11 protein-coding genes and 1 pseudogene are annotated in these 19,829 nt (G+C 37.6%); 8 read left to right on the top strand and 4 right to left on the bottom strand.

The window, feature by feature from the left end; translation table 11 throughout:
- The first annotated feature begins 504 nt into the window (after window positions 1–504).
- Genes ACYSN2_RS09450 through ACYSN2_RS09440 form a run of 3 tightly spaced genes read left to right on the top strand, consistent with a single transcriptional unit; the run spans window position 505 to window position 3,860 of the window.
- Window positions 505–2,157: a phosphoethanolamine transferase gene (locus ACYSN2_RS09450; protein ID WP_461750010.1), complete on the top strand. Its 1,653-nt coding sequence runs from the start codon at window positions 505–507 to the stop codon at window positions 2,155–2,157.
- A complete protein-coding gene (locus tag ACYSN2_RS09445) occupies window positions 2,154–2,816 on the top strand; it encodes a response regulator (RefSeq protein ID WP_461750009.1) in 663 nt (220 codons plus the stop codon). The genes ACYSN2_RS09450 and ACYSN2_RS09445 overlap by 4 nt, the downstream gene beginning before the upstream one ends.
- 9 nt (window positions 2,817–2,825) lie before the next feature.
- Entirely contained in the window at window positions 2,826–3,860 is a 1,035-nt protein-coding gene (locus tag ACYSN2_RS09440) for an ATP-binding protein (protein WP_461750008.1), read from the top strand.
- Window positions 3,861–4,026: 166 nt separating this feature from the next.
- Here the strand turns inward: ACYSN2_RS09440 and ACYSN2_RS09435 are convergent, their stop codons facing one another.
- From ACYSN2_RS09435 to ACYSN2_RS09425, 3 genes are all read right to left on the bottom strand, one after another.
- Window positions 4,027–5,361 carry a nucleobase:cation symporter-2 family protein gene (locus tag ACYSN2_RS09435; protein WP_461750007.1) on the bottom strand — a complete coding sequence of 445 codons (1,335 nt, stop codon included), beginning with the start codon at window positions 5,359–5,361 and terminating at the stop codon, window positions 4,027–4,029.
- Window positions 5,362–5,653: 292 nt separating this feature from the next.
- Window positions 5,654–6,802 (bottom strand): hypothetical protein, encoded by a 1,149-nt coding sequence (locus ACYSN2_RS09430; protein WP_461750006.1) that lies wholly within the window; start codon window positions 6,800–6,802, stop codon window positions 5,654–5,656.
- 160 nt (window positions 6,803–6,962) lie between these two features.
- Window positions 6,963–7,262: a lipopolysaccharide assembly protein LapA domain-containing protein gene (locus tag ACYSN2_RS09425; RefSeq protein WP_461750005.1), complete on the bottom strand. Its 300-nt coding sequence runs from the start codon at window positions 7,260–7,262 to the stop codon at window positions 6,963–6,965.
- 461 nt (window positions 7,263–7,723) lie between these two features.
- On the opposite strand from ACYSN2_RS09425, the gene ACYSN2_RS09420 reads away from it, so the two are divergent.
- From ACYSN2_RS09420 to ACYSN2_RS09400, 5 genes are all read left to right on the top strand, one after another.
- On the top strand, window positions 7,724–9,550 hold the full coding sequence (locus ACYSN2_RS09420; protein ID WP_461750004.1) for a hypothetical protein: 1,827 nt from the start codon (window positions 7,724–7,726) through the stop codon (window positions 9,548–9,550).
- 597 nt (window positions 9,551–10,147) lie between these two features.
- Window positions 10,148–10,807, top strand: coding sequence for a hypothetical protein (locus ACYSN2_RS09415; RefSeq protein WP_461750003.1), 660 nt, complete (start codon window positions 10,148–10,150; stop codon window positions 10,805–10,807).
- Window positions 10,808–10,849: 42 nt separating this feature from the next.
- Window positions 10,850–12,853, top strand: a complete 2,004-nt coding sequence (locus tag ACYSN2_RS09410) for an SPFH domain-containing protein (RefSeq protein ID WP_461750002.1) — start codon at window positions 10,850–10,852, stop codon at window positions 12,851–12,853.
- A 306-nt stretch (window positions 12,854–13,159) separates the two neighbouring features.
- On the top strand, window positions 13,160–18,127 hold the full coding sequence (locus ACYSN2_RS09405) for a DNA repair ATPase (RefSeq protein ID WP_461750001.1): 4,968 nt from the start codon (window positions 13,160–13,162) through the stop codon (window positions 18,125–18,127).
- Window positions 18,127–19,029 carry a hypothetical protein gene (locus ACYSN2_RS09400; RefSeq protein ID WP_461750000.1) on the top strand — a complete coding sequence of 301 codons (903 nt, stop codon included), beginning with the start codon at window positions 18,127–18,129 and terminating at the stop codon, window positions 19,027–19,029. The genes ACYSN2_RS09405 and ACYSN2_RS09400 overlap by 1 nt, the downstream gene beginning before the upstream one ends.
- A gap of 49 nt (window positions 19,030–19,078) precedes the next feature.
- Here ACYSN2_RS09400 and ACYSN2_RS09395 read toward each other — a convergent pair.
- A pseudogene (locus ACYSN2_RS09395) lies at window positions 19,079–19,408 on the bottom strand (GreA/GreB family elongation factor); the annotation flags it as partial.
- Window positions 19,409–19,829 lie beyond the last annotated feature (421 nt).

The following is a 19,829-nucleotide window of genomic DNA, read 5'->3' as shown; positions in this document are numbered from 1 at the left end:
TTCGTACGCTTCTGATTGAATGAATATTCAATCACTATTCAAAGGAAGAAAGTCGATAGAGAACATTTAGGTTTTTTTGACGTTGTCACACCCAGATTATGCGGTTCTATGGATTCATATTCATTCTTCCTATTTCCACTATATCTCTATCTATCTCTCTTTCAAAAAAAGTATCGGATCATTAACTTCCTATTATTATTTAAATTTAATACATATTAAATGTACTTATAAAATAAATACATTAATAATCTAATAAGTTAATAAGTTAATAAGTTAATAAGTTAATAAGTTAATAACTAAATTATTCGTTAACATATTAATTAAAAATGATAACCAAAAATATAATAATTCTGATACGAGCATGATCTCAAATGGTATGAGAAATCTCTTCTAAGTCAGAATTACTCTTCAATCAATATCAATCATTGATCCTCATTAAGGTTTAATTCAGGTTTCATTTTTAAACTCTCTAATACTATTCATTGACAGGATGTTATTGAAGCCATGAGATATCTTACACAGCATTTCACTCGGAAATATGAGCTCTCCTCTCCCAAACTACTACTCATTAGCACTGCTTTCTTTGTGCTCACGCAAAATTTGGTGTTTTGGCGCGGGACTTTTGAAATTCTCTCATTCAGCTCTTTTCAAGGTTACTATTTCCTTGCTCTGCTATTTATCGTACTCTTTTGTGTGATTTTAATTTTCTTTAGCCTGATTTTATGGTCACGTTTAACCTACCCCATATTAATCATCCTCATTCTTATTAGCAGTACTTTTAACTACTTCTCATTACGCTATAAGATTTTTATGGATCGCGATATGCTGACCAATATCATTGAAACTAATAGCACCGAAATTGTGGATCTATTAAGTACACAAATGATTGGATGGATTGTAATTACCGGCATTATTCCCATTTGGTTTTTAACACGAATTAAAATTAAACCCCTCTCTTTTATGAAAAGTAGTTTTCAACGAATATTACTCATCAGCCTCTCTTTAATCGTGCTTGCCGGTATTGCTTTTGGATTTTATAAAGACTTTGCATCGTTCGTGAGAAATAACCGAGAAGTCATTAAACTCATTATGCCAAGTAGCTTAATTGCAAGTTCTATCTCGTATGCCAAACAAAATTATACGCAAAATATTCCCTACCAAACCGTTGGCGAAGATGCCGTATTCGTTCCTAAAAACAGTGCTAAAAAGCAATTAATGGTCATCGTTGTGGGAGAAACGGCTAGAAGCCAAAATTTCTCTTTAAATGGATATGAACAAGAAACAAATCCCCTATTAGCACAGCAAGAAAACCTTTTGAGTTTTAAAGATGTTCAATCCTGCGGTACCGCAACCGCTATCTCCGTTCCTTGTCTATTTTCACGTTTAACTCGTGCAGAGTTTGATAAACAAGTTGCCTATAAACAAGACAATGCATTAGATATTATACAACGAGCAGGATATCAGGTTTTATGGCGTGAAAATGATAATGGCTGTAAAGGCGTTTGTGCTCGAGTCAATACTCAAGAAGTTAAAACATATTCAAAAGCGACTCCTTTAACGAATGGGCTCTATTTAGATGAAGAGCTTCTCGTCGGACTAGATGAGTATATTCAAGAAAACAGCTCTGACAATATTGTCATCGCGCTCCATATGAATGGAAGCCACGGTCCGACCTATTATCAGCGCTATCCGGATGTTTTTAAAAAATTCACGCCGAGTTGCGATACCAATCGCATTGAAACATGTGATACCGAGCACCTTGTAAATACTTATGATAATACGATTTTGTATACGGATTTTGTGCTTAATAGTACCATTGAATTGCTGAAACAATATGACGACGAATATGATACTTCCATGCTCTATATCTCTGATCATGGAGAATCTTTAGGCGAGAAAAATATGTATCTACACGGTGCACCTTATATGATTGCACCTGTTGAACAAACGTCTGTCCCTCTTATTTTTTGGGCAAACCCCTCTTTTTATCAAACGCAAAATATCAATCTGAATTGTATGCAAAAAATTGCAGATCAAGGCACCTATTCTCATGATAATATTTTCCATACATTACTGGGCTTATCATCCGTAAATACGGCATCATACGATGAAAAGCTCAATATATTTGAAAATTGCCAAGCTGGAATTCAAGAATGAAACTATTAATTGTCGAAGATGATCTATTATTGCAAAGAGGTTTGCAACGAGCGCTACTGAAAGAAAATTATGCCGTAGATATTGCTTCCACCTTACAAGAAGCAAGCCAATTTTTATCAGATAAATTAACAATTTATAGTGCCATTTTATTAGATTTGGGATTACCTGACGGTAATGGAATCACACTCTTACAGACTTTACGAAAAGAGAAAAATAGCATTCCGATCTTAATTATTACGGCAAGAGATGCGCTTCAAGATAGAATTATCGGCTTAGATGCCGGCGCTGATGATTATGTGATAAAGCCTTTTGAACTAACAGAGTTATATGCACGACTACGGGCGATTATTCGTAGGTATAATGGGCAAATTAATAATGATATTGAGGTTAATCAGTTTGCACTCAATCTCTCGAATAAAACGATCATGTTTGAAGATCAATTATTAGATCTCACTTCTCGGGAATATGTGGTGCTTTCTCGTCTTTTACTGAAATATCCCAATGTCGTGCCAAGAGAGTTATTAATGCAAGATCTCTACTCTTGGCAAGATGCGTTGGGTTCCAATACCTTAGAAGTTTATATTCATCGTTTACGGCAGAAAATTGGCAAAGATACAATTCAAACAGTCCGCGGTTTTGGCTATCAATTAGTAGAGTAATAGATAATTATGAATCTGAAAAAACGACTTATTATGACCATTAGCGCGATTCTTTTTCTCGCATGGCTTGTGATTACCTTAGCCGTTTGGCATGAAACAACAGAACAGATGGCCATCATTACAGATATGGGATTAACTGATCACGAGAAAGTGATACAAATCCAATTTGAAATAAAAGAGATCTTCATCGCTGTCACTGTTCCTATTTTTATTATTATGGGGATATCAATTCTGCTGATTGCGCTTTTTACCGATCGTTTTCTAAAGCCTCTTATTGAAATCGCCGATCAATTAAAAACGAAATCCGATCTTTCACTCATTACACTAAAATCCTCTATGCATTCACAAGAAGCGGAGATTATCAGTATTCGTTTAAATGAGCTTCTAAAACGTATTCATCAGCGATTTGAGTATGAGAAGCAATTTACGGCAGATGTTGCCCATGAACTACGAACGCCTCTTGCTGGCATTCGGCTGAATCTCGAGCTCATGGATGATGTGCCGGAAAAACAATTACTTCTTTCAAGAATTGATGATCTACTCGTAACGATCGAGCAACTACTGCAATTTTCTAGGGCAAGTTATGAGCTGAATTCTAGTAATGCTCGTGTTTTTAATCTGTTTCAAAATATTGTGATTCCTTTAAAAGCCGAATATGAAGAAGATTTTCCTCATCCGATACAGTGGGATGTTCCAGAAGATTTGATGTTAAAAGGAGATCCTAGCCTGATTTATCTTCTTTTAAAAAATCTTTTAGATAATGTGAAATTTTATGCCGGAAAAGGTCAAGAAACGACGGTATCTTTTAAGAAGATAAAAGATAAAGTGGTATTAGAAGTCATTGATAATGGCGACGGTATTGATGAATCTGCATTACTTCACATTACAGAACGTTATAAGCGTGTAGATCAATCTCGAAAAGGATTTGGTTTGGGCTTAAATCTTGTTGAAAGAATCGCTTCTGTACATCAAGCACAATTACAGATTCATAATCGAAGGGATGGTAAAACTGGGTTACATATTACCGTGTTCTTTAAAGATTAACTCTATCCTAGACGCCTATTCTAAAGCCCAAAAATCCAACAAAAAAGCGAAAGATTTCTAGCATCTTTCGCTTTTTAAAATTGTTGATTCCGATCATCCTATTTGTTTAATGACCAATCAGATCAGACTGATCATCTAGTCATCTAGAAATGATGTGAGTAAAAACTTACTCATCATCCTTTACAATTTCACGACCAGGAAGAATGAGGTTTAAAATCAATGCTGATAAAGAACCGACTGTAATACCTGATTTAAAAACTACTTGGATAAATTCAGGAAGATCATTCAATACTTCAGGACGCATTGTGACCATTAAGCCTAAACCTAATGATACGGAGATCACTAAACCATTACGTTTGTTGATTTCAACACGGCCAAGCACTTGAATTCCGGCAGTAATAATCATTGCGAACATCATCAATCCCGCACCACCTAATACTGGAAGTGGAATCGATACCACTAATGCACCAAAGATTGGGAAGATACCGGCAAGTACTAATAAAATTCCCGCCACTGCTACTACAAAACGGCTTGCAACGCCTGTTAAAGAGATAATTCCAATATTTTGTGCAAAGGTTGAGAATGGTGTTGTAGACATTAATGCGGCAAGCGCTGAACCTAATCCTTCACAGAGAATTCCACCTTTCATGCGTTTTCCTGTCACTTTTGTGTGCGTTGCTTCGCCCAATGCGAGGAAGTTACCACTGGATTCTACGATGGTCACGAGATACGCAATACTCATACCGATAATCCCGGAGATCGGGAATGCAAAACCATATTCAAATAATGTCGGTAATGCAAATACGGGTGCTGCTTCAATGCCAGAAAAATCAGTTAAACCAAGAGAATAACCAAATCCTTTCTCAACAATAATCACAGCAACATATCCAACAACCATACCGATCACGATAGAAGCTGAAGCGAAAATACCTTTGCCCCATTGTGTTAATCCAATCACGACAAAAAGTACAAAGAATGCGACTAACAAATTAGAAGCTGATGCATATTGTGTGCTTCCTACTTGTCCGCCTGCAAACCAATCTAATCCCACAGGTAAAAGACTCAAACCTATCATTGCAACAACCGTTCCTGTCACAACAGGTGGGAAGAGCTTACGGATTTGTGGCATAAAAAAGCTACCAATAATCATCACTAATGATGCTACTAAAGAAGATCCTAAAATGCCGGCAACGCCGTATTCACTATTCCCTATAGCAATTGCGGAAGCGACAAACGTAAAACTTGTTCCCATCACTGCCGGCAAACGAAGCCCAATCGGACCAATTCCTCGTGATTGTACGAAAGTCACTGCTCCAGATACTAAAAGTGCGGCATTCACTAAAGCAATTTTTTCACTGCTCGATAAGCCAAGTGCGCTACCGATCACTAAAGGTACGGCAATAATGCCACCCAATGCGGCAAGAAGATGCTGCGCGGCAAGGAGTAAAGAGATACTAAAAGGAGGTTTATCTTCGAGATGATATAAGAGTTCGTCTTTCATAAAATGATATGCGCTTTAAGATATTAATATAAAAAATAAGAGGTTGTTTCAACTTGCGAAAACTCATTAAAAGTACCTAACACAAGCTATTAGGCGCATATTATACACGTCTAAAATAATTAAACGCTATAATTCATTACGTTAAAATTAGTGTCCATATTTTATATAGAACTCTATATGGAACTGTATATAGTTCTATAGAGGAATGCCTTATGTATTCTCGGGGATATCTCAATATTGATCATTGAAGATTCAGCTTTTTAATTAGGGATAAAGCTAATAAGCATTGATTTTAATGCTTCACTTTCAAAGAAATAACATCATTTACGGGAATAGAACGATTCCATTCAAAACAGCTCGGACAGCTCCACTGCATCGCTTTAGTCGTATAACCACAAGATTCACACTGAAATTGTGCATATTGATCAAGCATATCCCGAAACGTTTTCTCAACTAATCCCATATCTTCCCGATGTGGTTGATATTTTTGAAGTTTATTCAGTAGCATCAATCCATAAAGATTACTCTCTTTTTTAAGTGCTCCCTGAAGATATTCAATGCCGGCATCTAATGAATGATTAAAGACCATATAGTGTACTTTCCACATTTTTAGTAAAATATGGTTATTGATTCTTAACGCATTATCTAACCATTCATCAAAAAACTGTGGTTGATTGAGTAACTGCGTCAGCTCATACACCATGGGAATAATAACGGGTAATAGCTCTTTACGCTGCGTTTCTATCCCCAATAATACTTCTAGCGACGTATGATAATTTTGATAGTAATAAAGTGAATATGCTTTGATTAAACTTGCTCGTGTACACTTTTCATCAATTCTCAAAGCCTTATCGAGCCATAACGATAAACGATCTGCATTTAAATCAGGTTTTAAGAGTTCTTCTTCGGCAAGTTCACAATAGAGATGGGCGATTTCTGCTTTTAATGTGGGCGTCAGTTCTTTTAGTTGCTCCAACATTGCAATACTTTGTAGCCATTCACGTTGTTGTTTATAGACTTTCCGCAGTTTTAGCAATGCTGTTTCTTTATATTCTTTAGATTCTAATAATAATCGCAATGTACTTTCACCGCGATCTAGCATTCCGGCAGCTAAATAATCCTCCGCAAGAGATAGATAGACTTTTTCAGTTAAGGCTTTGCTCGGTGCTTCATTAATCAGATATTCATGAAGATTGATGGCTTTATCAATCTCGCCACGCCGGCGAAAAACATCTCCGAGCATTAGGCTAAAATTCAGGTTATCTACATCATAATCAGGCGGTAGGCTGAGGAGTTTATCATCGACTTCTTGGCTCTCTTCAATAAAATATCGAAGATTAAGATACCGAAGCATCTTCTCTTTTTTGACATTATCTCGTTTCGCAGCAAGCCAACCGATCAAAAGACCTAAAGGTAATAGAAGCCAAATATACTCAAACATAATTTATGAGCACCCTGCCTGACGATTATTCATGGTTTCACGCAGACATTTTCCTAAAAAAATAGAAACATTTCCTAGCCGTGAGATCGACAAGGAAAGGAATGTTTGTTTGACTTGGTAGCGTAATAAAGCGTAGATCGTCATATCCTTTTAAGGTCTGCTACAAAATATGCGTTTTTCTTTTCAATTCAGCATTTTCTTTCTCAAGACGTTTTACAGTGCTTTTAAGACTTGTATTTGTAAACACTTTTGAAAGATTTAAAAGAGAAAGAACGCTAATCGTAAAAAGCGCACCAATAATAAAGACAATGCAAATCATGAGAGATGTATTTAAAGTTGCGGTTCCAAAGAAATAATTGAAAGTCACATGACTTTCACTATTTTTCATGAAGATCGCAAATACAACTATAAAAAGGAGTAGCCAAATAGCCACTTTCAACCCAAAATAGATACGCTTCATAATGTTATCGATCCTTTCTTATACTCGATATTTAACAATTTCATAACTGTAACATAAAATCATTACGTCAGCCTTGCATTTTACCCTCATCATGGTAAATTATAAATCGTTATCAAAGATTGAAAAGATAGTGAAGTATTCAACTTCTTAAGTGTAAAAGAGATGTCTATAATTGTTAATGTGCTAATTGATTGAGATTTAGCCTGATCCTCTCTTAAGAATTTACCCGTTCACACTATGTATTTGCCGTGTATTACTGATATTAACCATAAAATTACACGGAACTTGAGCGGAACCTATAAAAACTTCTACTATAGTATTTTATTGGATTGATTAATTTACAGTATCTAAGTTTTAAAACTCTTTGTTAATTTTAACTGAGTCCTAATGAGAAATAATAACCAAAATTCTTTTTGATACCTAAAACACATAATATAAAAACAAAAATACAGATGAATTCTATGAGAGAAACGATTTTGACACGTTGGGAAACTTTATCCGTGACCGTAAAAGAGATAATACGTAACAAAGAGATATTAATGCATTCAGAAAACCCCAAAGCTTTAGAAATATTGAGCCAACTTTCGCAGCTAGCGGTTGAGAACAGTGAGCAAAAGAGCTTAATTGTGACTTATCATATTAGTGATGCTATCTTCATGCATATGCTGTTACAACAAGCAAACCCTGAACTCTCTTTAGAACTTATTCTGCCCCATCAAACGCTTCCTGAAAATCTGGCATTTAATGCAGATATCACGATTGTTCCTTTTTCTATGTTTGTATTGGAGAATAATCGTCAAGAAGCAGATACGTGTTCCATTTTTTCGAATATTATCTTAGATCACAATCTACCAACTCAATTTTTAACAGAGTTATTTAAAACTTCGATCTTTGCACCAACCTTGCAAGAAGAATCTGAAACGCAAGTTCTCACAACGAGTTTCCAAGAACTATCTAACAAGATTGCTCCTAAATCAGAACTAACCGCTCTTGAAACGATTAAACCAAAAGGCGAAAAAATTTCTCTCTCTAAAGTTACTGAGGAGAAACCGGTTAAAGCTTCTAAAAAAATTACATCAACAGTAAGCACTAAAGAATCTCCAGAAGTTTCACTAGCTACTGCTAAAGAAGAAACTAAAACTGACGTTACCAATATCAGCGATACAAACGATACCATCACAGATAAAAATGACCTAACGACAGTAGATCCGGCAACTTTTATTGCCATTGTTGCTAGAAATGTACAGCGCCAATATATTCGAGATTATATTCGTGAGCATAATCTCCAACATGTCTTAATCGTGACTCATAATCGCCAATCGGCTCGTTTATTAGAAAAGTATCTCTATCGTGCACGTATTCGTAGTCGTGTCGTTCATGAAAAAATTGATGATGAAACAGCGACAAGCTTATTTGATCGTTACAATGAAGGCCAATTTACAGCCCTCATCTTAATGCACCGCGTCGTTGAAGATCTTGCAGAGAAAATCCAAAAGTGTGATGCCGTAATATTCTTAGATTTTCCAACAGTCTATTCAGAATATGCAAATCGCATAAACTTTGTTCAGAACAATCTCAAACCACCACATTTTATCTCTATCGCAACAGATAATGATAAAGCGTGGGTACAATCATTAGTGGAAGAATACCCTGAACTAGATCTGCCATTAGTTGAAATTGATATTAAACCGCCTAAAAAACGACCAACTCCTAAAAATAGTCCTAAAGAACAAGTTCAAGCTGAAACTTCTCCGGTGGTAGAAAATACTGTTTCAGAAACTCAAAACTCGGCTGAAGAGCATTCATCAGAACAAGATTCAAAAAATAGCCATCATAAAAATCGTCGTAATCCTCGTCAGGCTCGCGGTCGTAATGAGCGTCATGAAAGAAATGATCAGCGCCAAGATCGACATAGAAACCAGAGAGATCAACAGCCAAGACAACAACGCCGTAGAGCGGATCATAACAACAATCAACAAGATCATGAGTTTGGAGATAGCCAAAGCGATTTCTTTAGCATGAACCAAGATGAAATCGTAAACCATAACCGTTTACCTTTTGAAGCCGGTTCTTTTGAAGCCAATATTGCGAGAGAAAATCGTCGCCGTGGCCGTGATTCATTCAATACTCCGGGCGGTATTGGTCAATCCACTAATGGTAACTTCCTTCAGAATATTACCCAAGGATTTAATAACAATAACGGCAATTCTCAGCAACCCAATACGAACAATAATCGTCGTCAGAATAATCGCAATCAACCACGATCGAAGAATAACCGCAAAAAATAACTCGAAGTGACTATTTCAAGATTCATAGTAGTCAGTTTTCCGACAAGGGTTTTCCCTACTATTAAGTCATTAGAAAACTTATTAGAAGCAATTGTTATAAAAATCTAAATTAGCAAAATCTAAATTTTAAAATCCCTAAGACTTATCTCAAAGAGCCTTAGGGATTTTTTATTCTTTACACTTTAATCTTTATTCGTTAGATTTTATTACTAGGATCTTATCTCTCAGAATCAAATAGAAAATAAATCACACAGCACCCATCCCTTATTGCCAATCATTCTATCGTCATTATTCCTACACATTATTTAATAATATAGAAGTAAAAACACCCTACCCCCTCCTATATTCCCTTTACATTTCTAGAATTATATAATTTCATATTATGACACAACAACTCAACCATCTGATTTTATTTAGAAATATTCAAATCTATATTCTTGAATAATATAATAAGAAACCTCTCCAATTTACGATTATTCAAATAATCACCGATATAATATCCCGCATATTGTTGTTTTATCTTTACAACTCATCTTTAAAAAAATGACGAATCAATAGATGACTTAAGATTTAATCGTCCATGCGGAGAGCTATTAAATGGAATTAGCGGAATTAACTTCAATTTATCCAACATTAATCTTTTTTTGGGGCTACTGCTTTTTTCTCTTATTAATGATTTTGTCATTAATTACCGGTTTTTTAGGAGATATCGACTTTCCTTTTGAACTAGATGCCGATATTGATTCTGAATCGTTCTCGATTATGGCGATTTTCTTTCCCCAAAGATTGGGCCAATTACCGTTATTAGTCTGTTTAAGCATTGTCTTTTTTATCGCAGCCGCAATCTCATTTATGATTCAGGATTATCTTCTGTTGCTAGATGGAACAAGCTTCAAAATTGTGGCAACGATTGCCCTATTTCTCATCTTTTTTGCCTCCCTTCATCTCACAAACCTTTTACTAAAACCTTTTGATCGCTTTTTATCACAAAAACATGCATTCGCAACCGTGAATTATATCGGCATGATTGGCACCGTGAAAACCACTCGTGTTACTCATAAGTTCGGAGAAATTTCCGTGCTTGACCATAGCGGACGAGAAGATTATCTCAATGTCTATTGTCATTTGGAAGATGATGAATCTTCCAAGCTCACTTACGGCAACAAAGTGCTGATTATCTCTTTTAATCAAGAAAATCAGCGCTATTTAGTTTCTAAAACAGAACAAAACTCATCGAACCTTCTTCAACAAAAATAGCGCCAGACGCTAACTAAAACCTCAACAAGGAGCATTCATTGTATGAATATATTGATTATTAGTGGCGGTGTTGGCTTACTCATCGTCTTATTCTTCTTAACTACCCGATATCGTAAAATCCGCCATGAGGGTCAAGCGCTGATTGTGAACGGTGTTGGTAAAACCAAAGCATCTCTCACGGGAACCTTTATTTGGCCCGTTGTGAATCGCTATGAATATATGGATATTACGCGCAAGAAAATCTCGGTGAATCGTAGTGGTCGCAAAGATGCACAAGGCGATGAGTATGAAGGTTTACACTGTAAAGATAATATTCGTGCGGACTTAAAAGTCGATTTCTATATCGGCGTTAATCATAGTGAAGCGGATATTATTCGTGTTGCAAAATTATTCACAACGCGCGGTGCTTCTGATCCTGCACATCTTGCAGAGCATTTCCAACCAAAATTCTCAGAAGCTTTGAAAACTGCCGTTAAACAGTTTAACTTTGAAGAGCTTCTCACAAACCGCTTAGAGTTCCGTGAAAAAGTGATCGAAGTGATCGGCGAAGAGATGGATGGTTTTAAAATCTATGACGTTGTAATCGATAGAATCGACCAAACGGCATTTGAAGCACATAATCCACAAAATATTCTCGACGTTGAAGGGATTCGTAAAATTGCGGAAATCACGGCAGCGAAAAACATTCAGACGAATGCGATCCGCCAAGATGAATCCACCAATATCAAACAGAAAAATGTGGAAGCAACGGCGAACCGCTTACAATTAGAGAAACAAGAAAAAGAAGCAGAAGCACGTACAAAACGTGAAATTGAAGTGATTCAGCTTCAAGAACAAGCTTTAACAGAAGAAAAAAATCAAGAATATCTCCAACGTGAAGAGCTTGCTCGTCTATCTGCCAATGAAGAGATTGGTAAACGTGAAAAACTGATGGAGATGGAGATTGAGCTCACCAGAATTGGTACCGAGCGTCAAACAGTGATTTCCCAAGAAGAAGTGAATCGTGCGAAAGGTACGGAACGTGTGAAAACGGAACGTGATATCTCTTCTCAAGAAATTGAGAAAGATGCAGCAATTGAAGAAGCGCGTAAACAAGTGGTGGAAAAACGTGCTCAAATTACCGAAATTGAACGCAAGATTGCGCGTGAAGAAGAAGAGACGAAAAACCTTCGTGCCTTTGAAACAGCAAATCGTCAAAAACGTGTCATGCTCACAGAAGCGGAAGCGCTTGCCGAAGCTGATATTTTAAATACGGCGGCGAAAGCTCGTGCTGAGAAAGAAGCGATGAAAGAAGAGAGTGAAAAAATCCTTCTTGAAGTCGATGCACAAACGAAGCGTGAAGCTCGTCTTGCCGAGAATCAACTATTAGTGAAAACGAAAGAAGCGGAAGCGCTTCTCATCTTTGAAGAGAATCAAGCGAAAGCCCATCTTGTGATGGAAGAAAATCGTGCGATTGCGAAAGAGCGTATGGCAACGGCCGTTGAGCTTGAGATTCAGAAAGAAGGATTTGCTCGCGTAGAAGTTGAAAAAGCGGAAAGTGATGTGATTCGTCAACGTGGATTTGCAGAAGCAGAAGCACAATCAGCACGCTTTGAAGCCGCTCAGAAATATGATGATACAGCACGTGAACATGATAAATGGGTCATGCAACTTAACATGGATAAAGAGTTACGTTTATCAAGCATTGAAGCAAACAAAACGGTCAATATCGAAAATGGTCGAGTGCTTGCGAATGCCCTTGCGAATGCGGATATCAAACTCTTTGGCGGCGAAGGAATGCGTGAGATTCGTGAAGCTGTGATGAATGCGGCAACCATTGATGCCAAATTTGGAAATAGTGAAGTACTCAGCCCATTAGTGGATGAATATGTTTCTGGCGATCGTAGCATTGTCAGCGACATTAAAGATGTTCTCATGGAAGGCGGTATTAAATCAGAAGATTTAACGAACCTTTCAAGTGCGAATTTAATGAAGAAATTGGCCGATAATCCACAGCAATTAGAAGCAATTCGTGCGCTCTTCTTACAGAATAATCATTCTAAATAGTATGAGAAAAGGAGGATCGCTTTTCTATCTTTCCACATCATTTTTAATGTCATCTTCAAATCTTTATTTCAATGGCATTCATAATGCCGAAAAAGATGATCAAAATTGAAGTTGAAGTTGAAGTTGAAATTTCAGATAGAAAAGATCCTTCATATTAAAGATCAAAGCACTTTTATGAGCCTGAATCATCATCCTCTGAAAGTGCTTTTTTCAAATTGAATTCATCATTATTCATAGCAAAATCATTCGCATTTTACCGATTCACTTTGGCTGATTCGTTAGACATTCAATATTAGCAGGGACAATATGGAACATAATAATAGCGGAAACTTTGATGTATTAAAAAATCGTCTAAGCTCGCAAGGTGCAGAGCTTTCGAAACTCGTAAAAGCCTTTAATGAAGCGCGCGCCGAAGCTTTTGGTAAAAGCACCAATGAGATTATTGCCAAGGTCAATGTTCATACGGAACATCGCTGTACGCCTATTGATATTGCCGAAATTAATGATCTAATTTTGATTGGTTATGATGTCACTTTAGGATTAAAACAGACGCCGGCAGTGAGCGATATGCTACTGCTCTACCGTTTAGTCCAAACCGATCTTAACTATTCCATGGAAGAAGTATCTATTGAAGATACCTTCTTAACTGATGAAAACTTCACGCGTTCCTTTAATGAGCTCTTTACCTATTATCAAAATGCGAAGCTTGTAAAAGTCAAACGAGAATCAAATCGCATCTTTATTGCGTTCCAAATTGGGCAGTTAACCACGGATTTAAAAGTTTTCCGCTTTGAAATTGGCCGAAATAATGTAGTTTCTTATATGGATGATCAAGGTCATCATGAGATCTATAATACGGCGCAATCTGATATTGAATGGATTCAAACTACTCGTAATGATCATATTACCGGTCGTCATCCGCATATTAATATTCTAGATACACTCTTTGTGGAAACTGTCGGCGGCGATTTAACCGTTAAAATTGAGAACAATACGGAATCCGGTTTAGGGATTTACCGAGAAGATGTCATGGATCAGCATCAGGTTCTATCCGATGCCGATATCTTTTACGCTAAGATTTCTGAATTTATTCTGCTGAAAATCCGTCCACACCGAGAAAAAGAGTTCCGCTATCTTCTTTATAATCGCCTGAAAGAGCAAGTCGTGCGTTTAGATGCACTCGGTCATGCGTGTAAATTATTGCCGGAAGATCATGGTTTAATTTTTGCCAGCGGTTACGCCCTTGCTACCGGAGAAATGCGTTTCTTTCACGATCATAGCCAAACCATGAACTTTAGCCATACCGTGCATTCTCCCAATGGTGAAGATGTCCTTTATGTCTTTTACGATCGTAATGAAGGCTCTTATCTCCTCTACTCTTATAGCCTGATTGAAAAAGATGTGACAACACCGATTTTCAATCATGGATTTTCTCGTTTTGATAACGGGAAGCTCATGATGTTCCGTCACAGCGAAACAGATGAAGCGACAAAAATTCATGCTATGAGAATTTGGCAAACGCCCTACCTTTCTCAAGAGCAATATGAAGCACAATCGAATACCGATATTCCGCAATTTTACCGAAATAGTGGCAATGCCGATCTCGTTCGAGGCATTTCAGATCTCAATACCATTGTGCAATATACACAATCAGAAGAGAGCACAACAAGCCTATTTGAAGCGCTGATTGGCTACTGTACTCGCACCACGGATCTCTATTATTGGCTTGGTGATGCGAAGGCTGCCGGCATTCGAGAACAGATTCAAGCAATTATCAATACGGCGTCCGATATTATTGATGAATTTGCCAAATTCCAAGCCTTAAAAAGCACAAGTGAAGAGCGAGTTCGAGCCTTTGCTGAGCAACAAAATTCGCTTATTACCAAGATTAAAACCACCACAACCGATAATGCCGCAGATTTTATTACGCTGTTATCGGAATTAAAGAAATTGATGGGCGTTTTAGCGAGCCTTCGTCAAGAGCGTTATGTGAATCTCGATGCGTTGAAAGAATATGAAGAAGCATTGCAAAAAGAGCAAGCAAGCCTTAATGAAAAGCTTGTGGAAATGCTCCAACATGAATCGGCATTTACGCCGTTCACGACAAGAATTGATGCGATTTATGGGGCGCTTGAAGAAACGGATCGTAGCGTTGATCTCATGAAGCTTGAAGAAGAAGCTTCTGTAATTCGTGATGATTTAATGCTTGTGAATGAGGAAGTTTCTATTATTGAAACGGACGACCCGACAAAAACAACCCGCATTATTGATTTAACGACGAATGTGATTTCTCGTTTAAATGCCCTTTTGGCAACTTTGAGCAATCAGCAAAAGTCGGTACGAAGCGTTGAAGCAGAAGCGGAATTCTCTTCTCAATTTAAGCTTTTAACCCAATCAATGGAAACGGCGCTTTCGCAAATTCAAACGCCGGAAGATGCTGATAAGCAACAAGCTCGCATTATGAGCATGGTTGAGAAGCTAGAGAGCCGTTTTGCCGAGTTTGATCAATTCCTTGCCGAGATTTACGCAAAGCGCAATGAGATTGTGACGATCTTTGAAAACTACAAGAAAGATCAGCTCAGTCAATATCAGCGCCGCATTGATAATATTTCCAAAGCTGCCGATATTTCTCTAAAAAGCATTGAAAATCGCATTCAAAATTTTGAAACCATTGATGAGCTCAACAGCTACTTTATTACCGATCCAATGGTCACGAAAGTTCGGGAGCTTGCCGGCAATATTCGCAACCTCAAAGATAGCGTTCGTGCCGATGGCATTGAATCGAAACTCAAGAGTTTACAAGATCAATCCCTTCGTGCGCTACGAGATAATCAAGATATCTTTGAAGAAAATGGCGCTGTCATTAAGCTTGGAAAACACCGTTTTTCCGTCAATGAGAAAGCATTTGATCTCACATTATCTACTCATCAAGATCAAACGGCATTTCATATTACCGGTACAGAGTTTTATGAACCTGTCACGGATTCTGAATTCTTAGAACTTGAGCAATATGCGGCATTAGAAGTGCCGTCAGAAAGCAGATCGCTCTACCGAGGGGAATATTTAGCCTATTCCATTTTACAAAGTGCGCTCAAACAAGAAACGCCGGATGATGTGACCGGCAAATTAACCATTGAGAAACTACTCACTATTTTGCAAGAGCAAAAGCTTGCGGATTTAGTGACAAAATATAGTGCGACTAAATATCGAGAAGGATATTTACGGGGCGTTCATGACTTTGATGCCACCAAAATCTTAGAACAACTATTGCCGATTTACCGAGATGCCGGCTTACTGCGTTTAAGCCAACGAGCAAGAATGTTGGCGCTCATTCTCTTAACGGATATCGAGAGCGATCTTTTACAATCGGCTACATTAAACGCCCAAAATGCCGAGTTACTCTTCACATCTTTCGGCATTGATAGTGCGCTTGCTTCAGAAAGAATCTTTTGGGAACAGAAAGCCCAAGCGTGGAATCCTGAGCTTGATCCTGTAATGACTTCTCAAATCGCCGAATATATCCCAGCAATTTTAGGAAGCCAGCACAAACAAGATCAGAAAGGATCTACGAACCAATCTGCAAAAAATAATAACGCTAATGCGATCTTTGTATCGAGAGAAGCCAATGAGCTTGCGAGAGATTTCACGGCATTTAGTCATCATCTTTCCCTCAATGATGCGCATCTTTCACTACTTGCACGTTTTGAGCAAAATATCGTTTGGCTCCGTGCGTATTGCACACATCATAATAAACCGCTTAATTTCATAGAAGAAGCTGCCGGAATTATCACTTTACAAACGCTCGATCAATATCGCTTTCAGCAGAGCCAATTCTCGCTACAATATGAGGTTTCAGGGCTTTTAGGGCAGCATGAAACCTTGAATCAAGGAAGCATTACCGGCACTTTAGATGATTTTATGATGCGAGGATTGCATCATGAATCTGTGATTTATCCGAATTACATCCAATATCTCGCTTCACGAAACAGCTTAATTGAATCGATGAATGAGCGCCTGAATACTCATGAACTTAAAGCAAGACCTTTAACCTCTTTTGTAAGAAACAAGCTTATTACCGATTCTTACCTTCATCTTTTTGGCGCAAACTTTGCGAAACAGATGGGAACATTGGGCGATCAAAAGCGCACCGATTTAATGGGATTACTCCTGCTTATTTCTCCACCGGGATATGGTAAAACTACTTTAGTGGAATATATCGCCAGTAAAATGGGCTTAGTCTTTATTAAAATTAACTGCCCTTCTTTGGGATATGAAGTGACTTCTCTTGATCCGAAAGATGCACCGAATGCAACGGCAGCAAGAGAAATTGAACGTTTAAACTTTGGGTTAGAAATGGGCAGTAACGTGATGCTCTATCTCGATGATATTCAGCATACCAATCCGGAGTTTTTACAGAAATTTATCTCACTATCAGATGGGACTCGTAGAATCGAAGGCGTTTGGAATGGCAAGCCGAAAACCTATGATATGCGCGGGAAGAAATTCGCCATCATTATGGCAGGAAACCCTTATACAGAATCAGGAGAAGCTTTCAAAGTGCCGGATATGCTCGCAAACCGTGCGGATATCTACAATCTTGGGGATATGTTATCGGATCAAAAAGCAATTTTTGAACTCTCGTATATTGAAAATGCGATGACATCCAACTCGGTATTAGCACCGCTTGCAACTAGAAATCTCAATGATCTCTACTTACTTGTGAAGGAAGCGGAAGGTCATAAAATTAACCCAAATGATCTTGAGCATCCATATTCTGCTTTAGAAATTAATGAAATTACCGGCATTTTGCGCCATCTATTAACGATTCAAGAAATTTTATTAAAGGTCAATCAGCAATATATTCTCTCTGCAGCAACTGCCGATCATTACCGCACAGAACCGCCATTTTTACTACAAGGTTCGTACCGTGATATGAATAAATTGACCGAAAAAGTCGTTTCAGCCATGACAGAAGCGGAACTGCAAACCCTGATAGATGATCATTATCTCGGCGAAGCACAAACTTTAACAACGGGCGCTGAAGAGAACCTTCTAAAACTCAAAGAGCTGAGAAATACCTTAACGCCGGAAGATAAAATCCGCTGGGAAGAGATTAAGAAACGCTTCTCGCGCCAAGTAGAACTCGGAAGCGAAGATGATCCGCAAGTACAAATCGCGAATCAATTGATTGCTATGCGTGGCGGATTACAAGAGATCGGCTCGGCAATTCGAGATTCCTCTCCGATAAAAACGCCGTATCAAAAAGCTGAATAATGAATCTCCCAAAACCGCTTTCAACCACAGAAATACTCGAGAAATATCCCATTTCTCGATCTTTCTCTGCGCTCAATTTTGGAAAGGATCGGCTTACGGAAAATGGGCTGATCATTCAACAATTTTTACTGATCAAACAACATTATCAGCCCTTTGATCTTTCCCCTCAAATTCAGGAACTACTAGATTCTTTAGAGAAATTTACACGTTACTTCTCAAAAATCCGCCGGTTTTTCTATGGATTGCCGATTATCGGCTTCTATTTTAGTCCGCTTCGACATATCGATATGATTCAACAGCAAGTGATTCAAAATATCGAAACCCTCGATAACTTTCTAAAAACACAACTCAAACAACTCAAGCCAAAAATTCAAGAATTGCAAAGCATTCAAAACAGCACTGAAAGTGCGCAAATAGAAACTGAAAATTATCTCATTGCCGGCAATCAAATCATCGAAACTCTTGAGAAAGATTTCGCAGAAGATATAAATGTACCCAAGCTCATCAAAAGTTTAGAAGCACAATTATCAGCACTCAATATTCACAAAATATCTCTCATCCAGCAAGCGCAATTACTCAAAAATTCGCTCATGAGCTTGAAACATTACCACGCAGAAATTCGCTTCATCAGCGAATCCCTCTTCCCGCTCTGGCACAAACAGTTCGCGTTGATTCATGAAATGATTCTCAAAAAAATGGAAATCGAGCTCATTCATTCCACCAAACAGAAAAAACCTTCGTTTAATGAGGATCTTCCTGAAAGAGAAAAAATATTCCCGAAACTTGAAACAGAATCAATCTCAAAGCTTCAAGAAAATATTATCGACTTGAATGATATCCAAGAGATTCAGCAAGAGACTATTGATTCCCTGAAAGTACTATTGAATTGTGAAGATCACTGATTCATGAAATATTAGCTATGTTTCCTAATATCCCATTGTTCATTGATTATTACCGATATTCGATTTTTACAATAACCCAATTTTTTCTACTTTCAGGTGTCACAATAAATACTTCGTCATCTTCTTCTCTACCAAGGCAAGCTTTTGCCACAGGAGAATTAAGAGAAATATATTGTTTATGCTGATAAATCTCCTCATTTCCCACAATCCGAAATAGCAGCTCTTTTCCTTCATCATCTTCCAATGTCACCCAAGCACCAAAATATGCTTTTCCTTCTTGCTGAGGATTATATTCAACCTTTTGAGCATCATCAAAAAGCTTCGTTAAGAAACGAATACGTCTATCAATTTCACGTAACTTACGTTTATTGTAGGTGTATTATAACCCCACTACTAAGTATACTATTATGGATTATTTTATCTTGACTTTACTTTTTAAAGGAGGATATTAATTTGTAATCACTACATACTATGTACTAAATATGATATGGCCTTTGTTAAAAAAATAAATACTGAATATACAGATTGCTCAAGTAATTTAACCTATTCTTTACCAGCACTTTTCACTGAGAAAGGTTTAATCATTTCTCACTTACGTTATTTGGCTTGGTTTAATTCTAAAAGTGCTTCTTGGAAAGAAAGATCGTGTTTCGCACTCACACTACTTTTAAAGTATCTTAGATCCAAGTATGAAGTGCGACACTTTTTAACTATCTGAAACGGAAGTAAGATGTGACAATGCTCCATTATCCATCCCTTCCCGGAGTTGAATTATGTCGCATTATTCACATCTTACCCTT

This window comes from Ignatzschineria sp. LJL83, assembly GCF_054871845.1.
The sequence above is the reverse complement of the archived record's forward strand: the minus strand, read 5'-3'. Positions and strand labels throughout refer to the sequence as shown.

Coding starts and splice junctions, on each gene's coding strand:
- ACYSN2_RS09450 (WP_461750010.1), top strand. CDS start 505: ATGAGATATCTTACACAGCATTTCACTCGGAAATATGAGCTCTCCTCT.
- ACYSN2_RS09445 (WP_461750009.1), top strand. CDS start 2,154: ATGAAACTATTAATTGTCGAAGATGATCTATTATTGCAAAGAGGTTTG.
- ACYSN2_RS09440 (WP_461750008.1), top strand. CDS start 2,826: ATGAATCTGAAAAAACGACTTATTATGACCATTAGCGCGATTCTTTTT.
- ACYSN2_RS09435 (WP_461750007.1), bottom strand. CDS start 5,361: ATGAAAGACGAACTCTTATATCATCTCGAAGATAAACCTCCTTTTAGT.
- ACYSN2_RS09430 (WP_461750006.1), bottom strand. CDS start 6,802: ATGTTTGAGTATATTTGGCTTCTATTACCTTTAGGTCTTTTGATCGGT.
- ACYSN2_RS09425 (WP_461750005.1), bottom strand. CDS start 7,262: ATGAAGCGTATCTATTTTGGGTTGAAAGTGGCTATTTGGCTACTCCTT.
- ACYSN2_RS09420 (WP_461750004.1), top strand. CDS start 7,724: ATGAGAGAAACGATTTTGACACGTTGGGAAACTTTATCCGTGACCGTA.
- ACYSN2_RS09415 (WP_461750003.1), top strand. CDS start 10,148: ATGGAATTAGCGGAATTAACTTCAATTTATCCAACATTAATCTTTTTT.
- ACYSN2_RS09410 (WP_461750002.1), top strand. CDS start 10,850: ATGAATATATTGATTATTAGTGGCGGTGTTGGCTTACTCATCGTCTTA.
- ACYSN2_RS09405 (WP_461750001.1), top strand. CDS start 13,160: ATGGAACATAATAATAGCGGAAACTTTGATGTATTAAAAAATCGTCTA.
- ACYSN2_RS09400 (WP_461750000.1), top strand. CDS start 18,127: ATGAATCTCCCAAAACCGCTTTCAACCACAGAAATACTCGAGAAATAT.